9 protein-coding genes and 1 tRNA gene are annotated in these 13,302 nt (G+C 43.2%); 3 read left to right on the forward strand and 7 right to left on the reverse strand.

All coding sequences use genetic code 11. The features are described from left to right. Positions 1 to 74: 74 nt before the first annotated feature. Both A3774_RS11325 and A3774_RS11330 read right to left on the reverse strand, forming a co-directional pair. A complete protein-coding gene (locus A3774_RS11325; RefSeq protein WP_082792424.1) occupies positions 75 to 1,595 on the reverse strand; it encodes a peptidoglycan-binding domain-containing protein in 1,521 nt (506 codons plus the stop codon). 111 nt (positions 1,596 to 1,706) lie between these two features. After that, positions 1,707 to 2,288 (reverse strand): DNA-J related domain-containing protein, encoded by a 582-nt coding sequence (locus tag A3774_RS11330; RefSeq protein ID WP_067867293.1) that lies wholly within the window; start codon positions 2,286 to 2,288, stop codon positions 1,707 to 1,709. A 189-nt stretch (positions 2,289 to 2,477) separates the two neighbouring features. Between A3774_RS11330 and A3774_RS11335 the strand changes: the two genes are divergently transcribed. Beyond that, positions 2,478 to 3,413, forward strand: coding sequence for a D-hexose-6-phosphate mutarotase (locus A3774_RS11335; RefSeq protein ID WP_067867295.1), 936 nt, complete (start codon positions 2,478 to 2,480; stop codon positions 3,411 to 3,413). Between the two features lie 360 nt (positions 3,414 to 3,773). Here A3774_RS11335 and modF read toward each other — a convergent pair whose 3' ends face one another. Beyond that, complete coding sequence (modF, locus tag A3774_RS11340; protein ID WP_067867297.1) at positions 3,774 to 5,225, reverse strand: molybdate ABC transporter ATP-binding protein ModF; 1,452 nt, start codon at positions 5,223 to 5,225, stop codon at positions 3,774 to 3,776. A gap of 151 nt (positions 5,226 to 5,376) precedes the next feature. Beyond that, on the reverse strand, positions 5,377 to 6,852 hold the full coding sequence (gene ilvC, locus A3774_RS11345; RefSeq protein WP_067867299.1) for a ketol-acid reductoisomerase: 1,476 nt from the start codon (positions 6,850 to 6,852) through the stop codon (positions 5,377 to 5,379). A gap of 347 nt (positions 6,853 to 7,199) precedes the next feature. On the opposite strand from ilvC, the gene A3774_RS11355 reads away from it, so the two are divergent. Together A3774_RS11355 and A3774_RS11360 are read left to right on the forward strand one after the other, a co-directional pair. Beyond that, positions 7,200 to 7,276, forward strand: a tRNA-Met gene (locus tag A3774_RS11355). Positions 7,277 to 8,278: 1,002 nt separating this feature from the next. Next, complete coding sequence (locus A3774_RS11360) at positions 8,279 to 10,027, forward strand: pyrroloquinoline quinone-dependent dehydrogenase (protein ID WP_067867303.1); 1,749 nt, start codon at positions 8,279 to 8,281, stop codon at positions 10,025 to 10,027. A gap of 83 nt (positions 10,028 to 10,110) precedes the next feature. On the opposite strand, the gene A3774_RS11365 is transcribed toward A3774_RS11360, so the two are convergent. The 3 genes from A3774_RS11365 to A3774_RS11375 are packed head-to-tail and all read right to left on the reverse strand — an operon-like array spanning position 10,111 to position 13,217. Next, complete coding sequence (locus A3774_RS11365) at positions 10,111 to 11,139, reverse strand: LLM class flavin-dependent oxidoreductase (protein WP_067867305.1); 1,029 nt, start codon at positions 11,137 to 11,139, stop codon at positions 10,111 to 10,113. After that, a complete protein-coding gene (locus A3774_RS11370; RefSeq protein ID WP_067867308.1) occupies positions 11,132 to 11,530 on the reverse strand; it encodes a GlcG/HbpS family heme-binding protein in 399 nt (132 codons plus the stop codon). The genes A3774_RS11365 and A3774_RS11370 overlap by 8 nt, the downstream gene beginning before the upstream one ends. A 4-nt stretch (positions 11,531 to 11,534) precedes the next feature. Next, positions 11,535 to 13,217, reverse strand: a complete 1,683-nt coding sequence (locus A3774_RS11375; protein WP_067867310.1) for a sigma-54-dependent Fis family transcriptional regulator — start codon at positions 13,215 to 13,217, stop codon at positions 11,535 to 11,537. Between the last annotated feature and the right edge of the window lie 85 nt (positions 13,218 to 13,302).

The raw sequence follows: 13,302 nt of genomic DNA on the forward strand, positions 1-13,302 counted from the left end.
AAGAAAGCCCCTACAAAATGACAGCTAATCTTTTGTAGGGGGCTTTGGTTCCAGCTAAAGGTTTTTAACGTTTATTAAATGGAAACATTAAGCGCTTTTACTGTTTCTATATTAATGTATTTATCCGTAGGCAACTGATTGTCGCGTTGGAAATCATTAACCGCACTCATCGTCTCGCGTCCTACAACACCATCAATCTTACCGGGATTATAGCCTTTGCTAGCCAAAGCGCGTTGAATATCCATGATGGTAGTACGCGTCATATTGGTTTCACAAAGAATCGAGCGCCATTCCATATAGCCATCTTTATCTATTTTGCTTAATGAAACGGTTTCGTACTCTGCTGGAATTTCTGTACGGTTTTCGCTAGCTGCTGACGCTAGTTTGGTCACTGTTACAGTTTCGTATTTAGCAGGGATTTCAACTTTCTGCGTTGTCGCAGGCGTTGCTACTACAGTACGTTTGATTGTTTTGTACTGAGCTGGTTGCTCAGTTAAACAGATCTTATTACCTGTGCGTGTTTCTCTTGGGTGTTCATGGTTGTGTACTTCGTGCCATACAAAAGCAACATCACTGACTTTCTTCGTGACAGGTACATCTTTGTATTTAGCCGGTACCGTTGTACGCACCTCTTTTGCTTCAGAAACTAGCTCTTGTACGCGAACGGTTTCATAAACAGCTGGGATTTCAATCGTGCGAGTTGTCGCAGGTGAAGATAGAACGCGTTTAGTTACCGTTTTGAAGGTGTCAGGTACTTCAACTAGGCACATGATCTCGCCGGTTGCCGCATCGATTTTTTGGATTGGACCCGTGCCTTTTTTCCAAATAGTGTGGGCAGGTACGTCGATCACTTGTTCTGTCACAGTAGAGTACTGAGCTGGGATCTCTTCAATACGTGTACTGGCTTCTTTCACCAGTACTGTTTTCTCAACCCAACGGAATTCAGCGGGTTGGGTGGTTACCACTTCATATTCTTCTTGAATAAGAACAGGTTCATTTACTTGTTCAAATTTTGCAGGAAGGTAATGTTCATGGAAACACATTCCAGGCTGTGCTGCTGCTAGATCGATACCATGTTCGCTGGCTGCATCAAGTAGTTTTTGACTGGCAGGAGCGCTGCCTTTTTTTAGATCGATCAACCACTGAGTGCTGGCTTCTTTTACCAGCTTTTGCTCAGTCACTGTTTCGTATTGAGCAGGAACGGCAATCATCTTATAGCTAGCAGGTTGAATAAGTACTTGTTCCGTTACTTTTTCATAGGATGCAGGGATGATGTCGACTTTCTCACTCGCATCTTTAACAAGTAAGGTTTCTGTGTAGTTTTGATAGGTTGGCTCTACCCAAACACGGGCATAGCATTCGCCGGGCTTAGCATTAGGGGGAAGTAGTTCGTTACCATCGGATGTTTGCTGAGTTTCAGCTTCACGTTTTGCAACGGCTTTTTCTCGTTCAACGAGTTCTTTGTTTCTTTGTTCTAATTCTGCTGCTGAATAAGGGGATGATTGGACTTGTGGATTGTTTCCACTACAAGCCGCTAACAAAATAGCGCTTGAGATGAAGCTGAGTTTGATTATACCTTTACTTGTGATAACCATGGTTCCTCCTGGATGGGGTTTACAAGTGTCGACCTAGGGTATTTTAGAGCGTGAAACTTAAGGGAAGCTGTACAGCTCTATCAGCAACTCATGGAATTAAGTATAAAGAGACTATTGTCTTATGCATACAAGCACTTCGTATGCCTCTCTTATTTTAATGAACTGTTCTGGGTCGCCTCCTTTATCGGGATGATGTTGGGAAGCTAGTTGTTGGTATCTTCGACGAATGCTGTTTGTATCGGTGTCACCCTTTAACCCTAAAGTGGCAAGAGCGTGTTCTGCTTCATCAATTTTGTAATAACGTTGCCAGAAACTATCCAGAAGAGTATCAACACTTTCTTGATCGCTTTTTAAAAATTCATTCCAGTCAAGATAGTAAGAGCGTATACCTTCGTCAGAGACTGGAGAGGTTAGCGTTTTATCGGCTGTGTTTTGTCTGGGGCTGAGTTCTATTTTTAATGCGGAGATAGATAGGGATAATCCCTCTTCCCAAAAGACAGGCTGCAGTTGATAAAGAGCATTCATTACTAAAAAGTGGCGACGGAATAAGGTTAAATCAGCGGAAGGGTCTGTGGGTAGCTTTAAGTCGTTATCATCAAAGGCTAACTGTTGAAAGAGTTCATATTCGCTGATCGCTTGCGGAGAATCCCTAAGGATTTTTGCGATAGGTAATAATAAAGGGTTATGTTGCATAGTGCCTGGATAGATTTGAATGTGTGATTCAGCATAAAGTTAATAGATGCCTCTTTCCAGTTTAAGTGTAGGTTATTTATCTCTTTTAAGGTTTATTATGCATTTGGTATCTATTTACCTGTTTTAGGGCTTAATCTTATTTAGTCTCAAGAGTAGAATCGCGGGTATAAATTTAATATGGAAGATTATATGAATTTGGCTGACAAAGTTCAGGCGTTGTATGCGGAATACGGTGCTCTGAAAGGTGTAACAATTGAGATCTATAAGCAGCTTATTGCGGTTAGTGTGAAGAATAAAGCTGCGTCGGCCACTATTTTTCTTCAAGGAGCGCAGCTTGCTGAATACAAACAAGCGGGTGAGCGTCCTTTGCTTTGGTTAAGCGATCAATGCGACTATCAAGTGGGTAAGCCGCTTCGTGGGGGAATTCCTATTTGTTGGCCTTGGTTTGGCGATTTAGCTAAGAATCCGGATCAGGTAAAAGATCAAATATCATTGGATGTTGTTCCCGCTCATGGCTTAGTTCGTGATCAAGAGTGGTGCTTAGCTGATGTTAAGTTAATTGATAGTGAAACTACCCTGATTAAACTGGAATTAGATGTACAGCCATCTGATCTTTGGCCGTTTCCAGCCTTATTAAAGTTAGAGGTGACTGTAGGTCGCTCTCTTTCTATGAACTTTGAAGTAATAAATACGGGAGATAAGGCATTTTCCTTTACCTCTGCACTGCATAGTTATTTTAATATTGCCGGTATTGAGAGGGTTGAGGTCTTAGGGCTAGAGGGTGTGGAATATATAGATACATTGAAGGATTGGCGGCTTAGTTGTTCTAATAATCCTTTACGCGTCTCATCTGAAGTCGATCGCATCTATAAGAATTTGAGCGGTGTTGTGCTGATTAATGATCCCGGTTTTGTACGCCAAATTGAAGTGACAAGCCATAATGCACCAGACCTTGTTGTTTGGAACCCGTGGGCTGAGAAAGCTAAAAGGTTAAGCAATTTTGCTGATCAAGCTTTCCATAAGATGCTTTGTTTGGAAAATGCGCATCTTTTAGATAATCTACAAACCTTAGCGCCTGATCAATCTTTTTCAATGGGGCTGAATTGTCGGGTCTCGATCACTTAAATAGCATTTTTGAGTCGAAGTCAGTATTTGAAGTAATCCGCTTGTCTGCTGTTTTTTACCCGATGTTGACTAGGGTTGTTTCTGGGTACTGGCGTTTTTTTCCACCTTTAATTGTTTTCTTCGTTCAAATGCCGCATTCGCTACTTTGGCGTAAGAGGCATATTGTGCACTGCTAAGGTGTAAGCTTGAATTACCTGACCGACTAACGGTTCTATGATTTGTTTTAGGTGAATTACACATCGCTTAATCTCCACAATCTGATAGTGACTATGATCAGATAAAGGAATAAAAGTTCAATAATTGTTCATTTGCGTTGTTTATTTGAGTTGTGTGTTAAGAACCATCCGTGGCCTTAGCGCGTTAAGATGATTGTGCATCGAGCTTTTCAAGTTGTTTAAACTGGGTTATACCGCTAATTTGATCTTCTGCATGGTGGTTGACATAAAGTACGGTGGTGTCGCCACTAGTGCATATTTTTTCAATCAACGCTAAAACAAGCTGGCGGTTGATATCATCTAAGCCTAAGCAGGGCTCATCTAAAATCAACAGCGTAGGGTGTTTAACCATTGCACGTGCGATCAGCAGTAAGCGTTGATCACCGAACGAAAGCTGATTATAGGGCTCGTTAGCTCGATCTTTCATGCCGAGCAGCGCTAGCCACTGGTCTGCGACTGCTTTTTGCTTGTCTGTACTCTTTGTATAGACCCCAATGCTGTCATGGAAACCAGATAGAATGACGTTACGCAGGCTTATGCTGACTCGGTATTCCCACTGAAGGGCGGTGGATACGTAGCCAATATATTGTTTGATCTGCCAAATCGTTTCACCGTGTCCACGCTGCATACCAAATACAAAAATATCATTGGTATAACACTGAGGGTGATCGCCGGTAATTAGGTTTAATAAACAGGTTTTTCCACTGCCGTTAGGTCCGCTTAATTGCCAATGCTGACCCGCTTCAATCGTCCAATCGAGACCGTCGATAATAGTGGCATCGCCGTAAGCGACTTTAATGTTTTTTAGGCGCACAAGAGGATCTTTGGGGTTGAGTGAAGGCGGGCGGTCAGAAAGATCTGTCGCAGGCACCGAGAGCTCAGTTGTTTTTAAGTGAAGCAGTTGGTAAAGGTCGTCGTAAGCCTGTTTGTTATTGATATCTACGCTGTGTTGAAGCTTGCCGTGATCGGTGTAGGCAATATGGGTAATAAAGTCGGGAATTTCGTCAAAACGGTTGAGCACGAGCACCATTGCTATGGAATCGATCTTGCTTTTTAACAAGCTTTGCAACAGTTGCATAGAGGCCGTATCGAGCCCATCAAAAGGTTCATCAAGAATAATGAGGTCAGGGTTGTTTGCTAATGCTCGAATCAGCATTATCTTACGCGTCTCGCCCGTTGATAGCTTTCTAAAGCTACGATCCAACATCGGTTCTAATTTGAACATGGCAACTAGCTGATCTAGTAAGGCGCTATCAAATTCAGGGTAAAGTGCTTTGCCTTCTTCAAGGATCTCTCTGACGGGGGTGCCTTCGGATATTACATCCATGATGTCAGCATCGTCTTTTTTCAACTCACGCTCAATTAGCTCGGCTTGGGCTTCAAAAGATACAATTTCAATATGCTGAGGTAGGCCTGAAATAGAGCCGCTGACTTTATGGCCCGCACCGGCCAAAATAGCTGATAGGGCAGATTTACCTGAACCGTTAGCGCCAGTGATAACCCAGTGTTGGTTTGGCTCAAGTGTCCAGTTAATATTGTTTAAGGTGAAGGACTCACCAAAGGCTGCCGTATAATTTTCTATTTTGATGCTTTTCATTTCAATATGTGACGGAAGTATTTGGGTCAATACTCTACCGTTCCTCGTCAAAAAAATGTGGAACAACTTACGTTAGTGCGAAAAAAAAGCCAAGACCAAAGGCCCTGACTTTTATTTATTCTATGAATAAAAATGCATAATTATCAAATAATTATACGATCTTCTTCATGTCAGCCATATGGCCACGTAGAACTGCACCAATGGCTTCTACTGGATGGCTGCGTAGGGCAGCATTTACTTCAATCAGGCGAGCGTTATCTACACCGGTGTCTGTTGTATCTAGACCTTTACCGATAACGTCAGTTTTAATGCCTTTCATGAAATCAGCCAATAGCGGTAGGCATGCGTGGTTGTATAGGTAGCAACCGTATTCTGCTGTATCAGAGATTGTTGCGTTCATCTCATAAAGTTTCTTACGCGCAATTGTATTAGCGATAAGCGGTGTTTCATGTAGTGATTCGTAGTAAGCAGATTCAGCAATGATGCCTGCAGCCGTCATTGTTTCGAATGCAAGCTCAACGCCGGCTTTAACCATTGCAACCATAAGGATACCGTTGTCGAAGAATTCCTGTTCAGAAATTTCAACATCGCCTGCAGGAGTTTTCTCGAAAGCAGTCTCAGCCGTTTCTGCGCGCCAGCCTAGAAGATTTTTATCATCATTCGCCCAGTCTTCCATCATAACGCGTGAGAAAGTACCGTCGATGATGTCATCTTGGTGCTTGTTGTAAAGTGGGCGCATGATCTCTTTCAACTCTTCAGCAAGATCGAATGCTTTGATCTTAGCTGGGTTAGAAAGACGATCTAGCATGTTAGTCACGCCACCGTATTTAAGTGCTTCAGTGATCGTTTCCCAACCATACTGAATAAGCTTAGATGCGTAACCAGAATCAATACCTTCTTCAACCATTTTGTCGAAGCAAAGTAGGGAACCTGTCTGAAGCATACCGCAAAGAATTGTCTGCTCCCCCATAAGGTCAGACTTAACTTCCGCGATGAAAGAAGACATTAGAACGCCTGCTTTGTGGCCGCCTGTACCTACAGCGTATGCTTTTGCAAGTGCAAGACCTTCGCCTTTAGGATCGTTGTCTTCGTGAACAGCAATAAGTGTTGGAACACCAAAGCCACGCACGTATTCAGCGCGAACTTCAGAGCCAGGGCACTTAGGTGCAACCATGATTACGGTTAAGTCTTCACGGATTTTCATGCCTTCTTCCACGATGTTGAAACCGTGAGAGTAAGATAGGCAAGCGCCTTTTTTCATAAGTGGCATGACTTCGTTTACAACAGGCGTGTGCTGCTTATCAGGTGTAAGGTTCAATACAACATCAGCTGTTGGGATAAGTTCTTCGTATGTGCCCACAACAAAACCGTTTTCTGTCGCGTTTTTCCAAGACTGGCGCTTTTCAGCAATTGCAGCTGCACGAAGGGTGTAAGAAACATCTAGACCACTATCACGTAAGTTAAGACCTTGGTTAAGACCCTGTGCACCACAGCCGATTACGACTATTTTTTTGCCTTTAAGCGCTTCAACACCATCGCTGAACTCGTCCATAGACATAAAACGACATTTAGCTAGCTGTGCAAGCTGCTCACGTAAAGGTAGTGTATTGAAATAGTTGTTAGACATTTCCAAATTCCGTATTAATTATGTCGGGTGAAACCCGAAAGCTGGTTAATTATGGCGATACTCTAATTGAATTAAAGCGTCGCGTAAAATGATATATATGGGTTGTTCTGTTGCATTTATTGCAATGATAAACTGCATCAAAACAGGTTGGGCTAAATAATAGCTATATTTTGAGCAGGTGCCAGTAGAACCCGCAGATATTGGATCGATTGTGCGAAAAATATCCATTTCATGAAGTTCTGATCAGATAGTAATCAACCTTTTATCTCTATTTCATTTATTTTGCATTTGCGTGAAATAGGGCTTGCTAAAGTCTAAGGCGGTCTATACTATTCGCCCCACATTGATGCGGGGTGGAGCAGCTTGGTAGCTCGTCGGGCTCATAACCCGAAGGTCGTTGGTTCAAATCCAGCCCCCGCTACCAAATACAGAGAAAGCCGATTTAGTTAATTCTAAGTCGGTTTTTTTGCGTCTGAAGCTTGCTTAAATTAATACTAAGACAAGAGATGCTCGTCGGACTCAGCTCATGTAACCCCGGGCGAAGGCCGTTGGTTCCGTGCCCATGGGTCAGCCATTATCTTTGTCGCATTCGGAAACGCGGGATGAGTAATCAGGCTAAATATCGGGCGCTCAGGATCGTTTTTAAATGAGTCTGCAATGCTCAAGACATTGCGACCATTCTTAAACCCTGAGATAGCCGATCAGCACGCCATGAATCGAGAGCTGTAGAACATTTACTTCATCGCTTTGGCCATTGTTGGCATCTGCGATCATTCATTCTCTCCCAGCAACCCCTGCCATGGATCATCGGTCAGCGGGTTACTCTGTTCTTTTCCCGTTTGGCTTGGCTGGTGCCCCAGTCGATGACGGATTATCCTCGGCCAGTACCGCCAGCACAGCATTCAATTTTTCTTGTGGTATTAGCAGCAAAAAGAAACATACATATTGCTTTTATCGAGGTGCTTCTATGTGCTGTTGTTCGCTTATTGTGTTGTGCCAAAATTCGCTTATTGTGCTTATTTCTCAAATGAAAGAGGTGAGGAAAGAGCGAGCGAGCCAAATCTCAAAACCCTAAAAGCCTTCTGCCAGTTTCCCCAATTTGCATAGCAAATAGCGCAAGGCGCTCTAGTTCGGCCTAGTATATGTATATATACCAGTGTGTCCGCAGAAATTTACCGGATTCATTCAGCTTAATAGGCAATTTAAGCGATGTTTATCGGGTTAAATACCCGCTGTGTGATGTGGGCTTTGGTATAGACTGTGTAGCAAAGTATATTCTCTTAATTAGCTTGATTTGTGTGCTAGGGTGCTAGGACGCTTATTTAACCTGACTAATGATAAGTATAACGGGTAGCTCTTTTAATATAATTAAGGAGGGAGTTAATTAAGGGGGTATTGATAGTAAACAATTATTAAGGGGGTAAATATGAATAGGCTCATGCTCTATTTGGTCTGTATGTTAGGCGCAGGAGGTTACGCGTATGGAGGTGGTTCTAATTGGTCGACATATGGTAACGGGCTATCAAATCAGCGTTTTAGCCCATTATCTCAAATTAATGCTGACAATGTTAACCAGCTCAAATTGGCTTGGTCGTATAGCACTGGCATTAAAGCAAGTTTTCAAACCACTCCGATTAACATAGGAAATCGGCTCTATATAAGTACGCCTTTTAATCACGTTGTGGCTTTAGATGCTGAAAATGGAAAGGAAATTTGGCGTTACAAACATACACTAAAACATAAGAAAAGTTGCTGCGGCCCTGCGAATAGGGGGGTAGCAGTGAATCACGGTGCCGTTTTTCAAGCGACGATTGATGGATATTTAATTGCATTGGATCAGGAGACGGGCGCTGTTTTGTGGAAAGTGGAGGTGGAAGATATTGCGTTATCGACACCTGAGAGTATGAAAGGGCTTTTACAAGGCGTTAACCTAGGCAGCAATGCGAAAGTGATTGGTGAAACCAGTCATAGCTTTAATATGGCACCTCAAGTGTATGACGATAAAGTTTTTATTGGTAGCACTGGGGCAGGGTATGGGCTTCATTTAGATACTGATTCAGGTTTAAAGGTTGTTGGCTTAGGTGATGGTCGGACTGGATTGAGAGGTTTTCTTGCTGCATTTGATAGTCAAACAGGAAAGGAGTTGTGGCGTTGGTACAGCATTAATGGCGAAGGTTGGGTAGGGCAATGGCGAGAAATGACAGTCGATGGTGTATTGCTCAATAGAGATATAAAAAATGAGCAAGCACAAGAGGCTCGCTTTCGCCAAAGCTGGAAATTAGGCGGTGGCTCTATTTGGAGTACGCCTGCGATAGATGAAGAAAGTGGTTGGCTTTACATAGGGACAGGTAACCCAGCCCCTAATATGGATGGCTCTACCCGCCCAGGGGATAATTTACATACGTCGAGTATCGCTGCTATTGACAGTAAAAGTGGTGAACTTAAATGGGCTTTTCAGCAGGTACCACATGATCGTTGGGGCTATGATGTTTCAAGTCCTCCTGTGCTTTTTGAGACAGTCATTAATGGTGAGCGAGTTAAAGCCGTGGGGCAAGCAGGGAAAACGGGCTGGTTTTATGCGTTAAACCGAGAAACCGGGGAGCTACTGTATAAATCGGAAGCCTTTGTACCGCAAATAAACTTATTTGCTGATCCCTCAGCAGCAGGGGTGACTATTGCTCCAAGTATTGCGGGGGGGAGTAATTGGTCACCGGTATCTGTTAATCAGGCCAAGCAGCAAGTGTATATTGCCGGTATTCATAAGCCGGCGACTTATTATCGGAAACCGCTAAATGTAAATAAAGAGCTACCTTGGCAAACCTATACCTATTTTGAGTTTAGTGATGAACCAGCATTTGGTACGTTAACAGCGATTGCGCTGACAGACGGTAAAATCCAATGGCAACATAAAACGCGGTTACCTATGTTAGGTGGTGTTCTATCGACAGCGGGTGGTTTGATTTTTAGTGGTGAAGGAGATGGTGAATTTTTTGCCTTAGATGAAAATAGCGGTAAAAAATTATGGTCATTTAAACAATCGTACGGAGTCAATGCGCCTCCGATTAGTTATTCAATCAAAGGGAAGCAATATATTGCCGTTGCGGCTGGGGGAAATAAAATTGCAGGTTATCCAACCGGTGATAGTCTTTTAGTTTTCAGCCTACCTGATAAGTAAGTGACGTGAGTGTAAAGCCGACTTAGTGAATGTCTAAGTCGGTTTTTTTATTGAATGTTTTTAGTCCATTCATTCAGTGCGGGTTATAAACTGAATGCCCGCGCTAATTTACGGTAGCTATCACAGCGTTTTTCAAAACTGTGGGTTACAGCCACAACCATCATCTCGTCTACATCATAGTAGTTCGCTTGCTCTTCTAATTTAGCCCTACATTCACTAGGTGTGCCGGTGATGATGCTATCCCGTGTTTCATGGAAGTAAGCTTGATCAGAAGGTGAGAGTTTTTTCATTAGGTCTAGGCAGACCTCAGGAGGTTTAACCTCTTCACGAATGCCATGGCGAAAGGCTAAGACTTTCCAGTAGGTATGTGAGGAAGCTAAAAGCTCAGCTTCCTCTTTTGTCTCTGCTGCAATGGCGGCACTGGCGATAATGGCGGGTCCCGATTGAGGGGCATTTTCTGTACGTGGTTGATATAGTTTACGGTAGCGATTTATAATATCAGCGGACCGCTCGTGGGTGCCAATAAAGAGGGCTAATACAAAGCCTAATCCCATGGATGCCGCTAAATCTATACTGCCATCGCTTGAACCTAAGGTCCAAAGCGCTGGGGAGCTTCCACCCATAGGTGTCGTTGTGAGGTCTGAAAATGGGTGTTGGTTTGCAAACTGATAATCGTCAATAAAAGCGGTTAAGGCTTCTAGTTGGCGAGGATAATGGTCAGATGCTAATGGGTTGTGTGGATAAGCTAAAGCGATACTTGACGCTTCTGATCCCCCCGGTGCTCGGCCAACACCTAAATCGATTCGACCAGGATGAAAGGCTTCTAGAGTTTTAAAAACTTCCGCAACTTTGTAAGGGCTGTAGTGGGAGAGCATAACGCCGCCACTACCCACTTTGATTTGTTTGGTGTTGGCGGCAATTTGGCCAATAACAATTTCTGGGGCTGAGCTGGCATAAGCAGGGGTTGAGTGGTGTTCAGCAATCCAATAGCGGTGATAATTTAGTTCATCCGCTAACTTGGCTAATTTTATACTGTCATTTAATGCATCAGCTTGGTTTTTCCCATCATGAACAGGGGACTGATCGACAATGCTTAATTTGATATTAGCCATTCAGTTCTGTTTCCTTTACTGCAAATTCTGCAATGGCTGTATCTTGCGCTTCAGTGGCACCTGAGATACCGATCGCACCGATCTGAGCGTCATCAACAAAAATGGGATGCCCTCCGCCAAAACCGATAAGGCCATCGTTAGAATTTTCCATACCTAAGAGGTTTTCCTCTCTAATCAGTTTGCCGAAAACACCGGATGGGATAGGGAAGAGGCTTGAGGTTTTTGCTTTGCCAGCCGCTACATCAATTGATCCTAAAAACGCATTATCCATACGGCGAAAAGCATTAAGGTGTCCACCTTGATCGGTAATAGCGATACAAACTTTAACACCAAGTTCCTCTGCTTTTTGTTCTGCTTTTGTGATTAATGTAGTGGCTAATAATTGGTTCATGTTCTTATCCTTTTTCTTCCATTTTCTTCATGCGGTAAGCGAGTGTGGGTCTAGAAATACCTAAAATACGTGCGGCTTCTGATACATTGCCTTGGGCGTTGTCTAAGGCATAATCTAAAAATTTCTGTTCAATATCTTCTAGTGAACCGCAATCATTAAGTGCTTCTTGAATCCATAGTGTGGAGTGTTGTTTTGCATCATTTTCGGATGAATCTATTAAATGTCCATCCTCTGATAATATTTGGCTTGCTTTAAAACTAAGGGTTGGGAATAAAACCGTTGCGCTGATCTCTTCGCCACTATCAGTAAGAATAAGTGCACGTTCAATCAGGTTTTCTAATTCACGAACATTGCCCGGCCAGTCATAATTCATCATTGCCTGCATGGCCATTCCTGAAAGGCCTGCGGTTCTTTTGCTGTAGTAGGCGTGATATTTCTCAAGAAAGTGTTCAATCAATAAAATAAGGTCTTCGCTACGCTCTCTTAATGGCGGTATATGTATCGGGTAAACATTCAAACGATAGTAGAGGTCGGCTCTAAAGCGCCCTGTTTTAACCGCTTCCTCTAATGATTCGTTGGTTGCGGCGACTACACGGACATCAACTTTTCGGGTTTGACTATCGCCAACGCGTTCGAGTTCACCTTCTTGTAAAACTCTTAAGAGTGCCGCTTGTGCGCGAGGGGATAGCTCAATCACTTCATCTAAGAAAATAGTCCCTTGATGGGCCCGTTCAAATTTTCCTTCTCTGGAATTGCTTGCCCCTGTGAATGCTCCTTTTTCGACACCAAAGAGTTCTGATTCTATAAGGTCAGGGGGGATGGCTGCGCAGTTGACCGCAACAAATTTTTTATTTTCTCGGTTACTTGCATCGTGTATTGCCCGTGCAACCAGCTCTTTACCTACACCGGTTTCACCGAGTAGAAGTACAGTAACATTGGCGTCGGCTGCTCTGTTAGCTAATTTACAGACATGCTGAAAGCCGGGGGATTGTCCGCGGAAGTTACCTAAGGTCGATTTTTTATCAACTTTATGACGTAAAACGGAGATCTGAGATTGAAGTTCATACAGTTCTTCAATAATAGGCGAACGACTAAAATATTTACGATAGGTGGCTACATCGTCCCATTCTTCAGCGGGTTTACCTACGAGCAAGCAGGTGTTGTCACCACAGCCTCGGCAAGTGATCTCTTTAAAAAGTATCTCTCGACCAAGTAGAGCGGATGTGAAGGCACTGGCCTGTCCAATAAGGCTCCAGCAAACAGGTTCTTCAAGTTGTCCTAACTCTGTGCAGAACATTTCAGCTTCATAAGAATCATGCATGATGTATTCAGCATAAAAATGTCCACTGGCTTGATCGACTTCAAGTTGTTGTTCATCAACACGGACAAAGCCTTTAAGGGAGTGAAGGCTAAAACCAGTCCTAATAAGATCTAAAGGTTCTTTGGATTGGCTGAGTCTAAGGGCAAGTTGTGCGTCTTTTTTGCCAATACTATAGCCCAAGCGCATAAAAAAGCCTTTAGCGCGCTCCAGCCCTAGGGTTTCTATCTGCTCTTTACGAAACTCTGCAAGCGCGATCAATTGCATGAGTAGAACTCGTTGTTCGTCCAACCAGATCTGTCCATCTCGTTCATCAAAACGAACTTGTTGGCAAAGCTGTGGATTTACTGGCAATTTTAAATGATCCATACGATCCCCAATTGGCTTTTCGTTTGATTCTATAATATCTCGTATATAAAATTTACTGGTATAATTGAGAACTTAAATCCTACAA

This window comes from Neptuniibacter marinus (genome assembly GCF_001597725.1).
Lineage (GTDB): Bacteria > Pseudomonadota > Gammaproteobacteria > Pseudomonadales > Balneatricaceae > Neptuniibacter > Neptuniibacter marinus.

Bases quoted from the DNA above. Each gene is read 5' to 3' on its own strand.
- A3774_RS11375 (WP_067867310.1), bottom strand. From the start codon at position 13,217: ATGGATCATTTAAAATTGCCAGTAAATCCACAGCTTTGCCAACAAGTT.
- A3774_RS11365 (WP_067867305.1), bottom strand. From the start codon at position 11,139: ATGGCTAATATCAAATTAAGCATTGTCGATCAGTCCCCTGTTCATGAT.
- A3774_RS11335 (WP_067867295.1), top strand. From the start codon at position 2,478: ATGAATTTGGCTGACAAAGTTCAGGCGTTGTATGCGGAATACGGTGCT.
- A3774_RS11330 (WP_067867293.1), bottom strand. From the start codon at position 2,288: ATGCAACATAACCCTTTATTATTACCTATCGCAAAAATCCTTAGGGAT.
- A3774_RS11325 (WP_082792424.1), bottom strand. From the start codon at position 1,595: ATGGTTATCACAAGTAAAGGTATAATCAAACTCAGCTTCATCTCAAGC.
- modF (WP_067867297.1), bottom strand. From the start codon at position 5,225: ATGAAAAGCATCAAAATAGAAAATTATACGGCAGCCTTTGGTGAGTCC.
- A3774_RS11370 (WP_067867308.1), bottom strand. From the start codon at position 11,530: ATGAACCAATTATTAGCCACTACATTAATCACAAAAGCAGAACAAAAA.
- A3774_RS11360 (WP_067867303.1), top strand. From the start codon at position 8,279: ATGAATAGGCTCATGCTCTATTTGGTCTGTATGTTAGGCGCAGGAGGT.
- ilvC (WP_067867299.1), bottom strand. From the start codon at position 6,852: ATGTCTAACAACTATTTCAATACACTACCTTTACGTGAGCAGCTTGCA.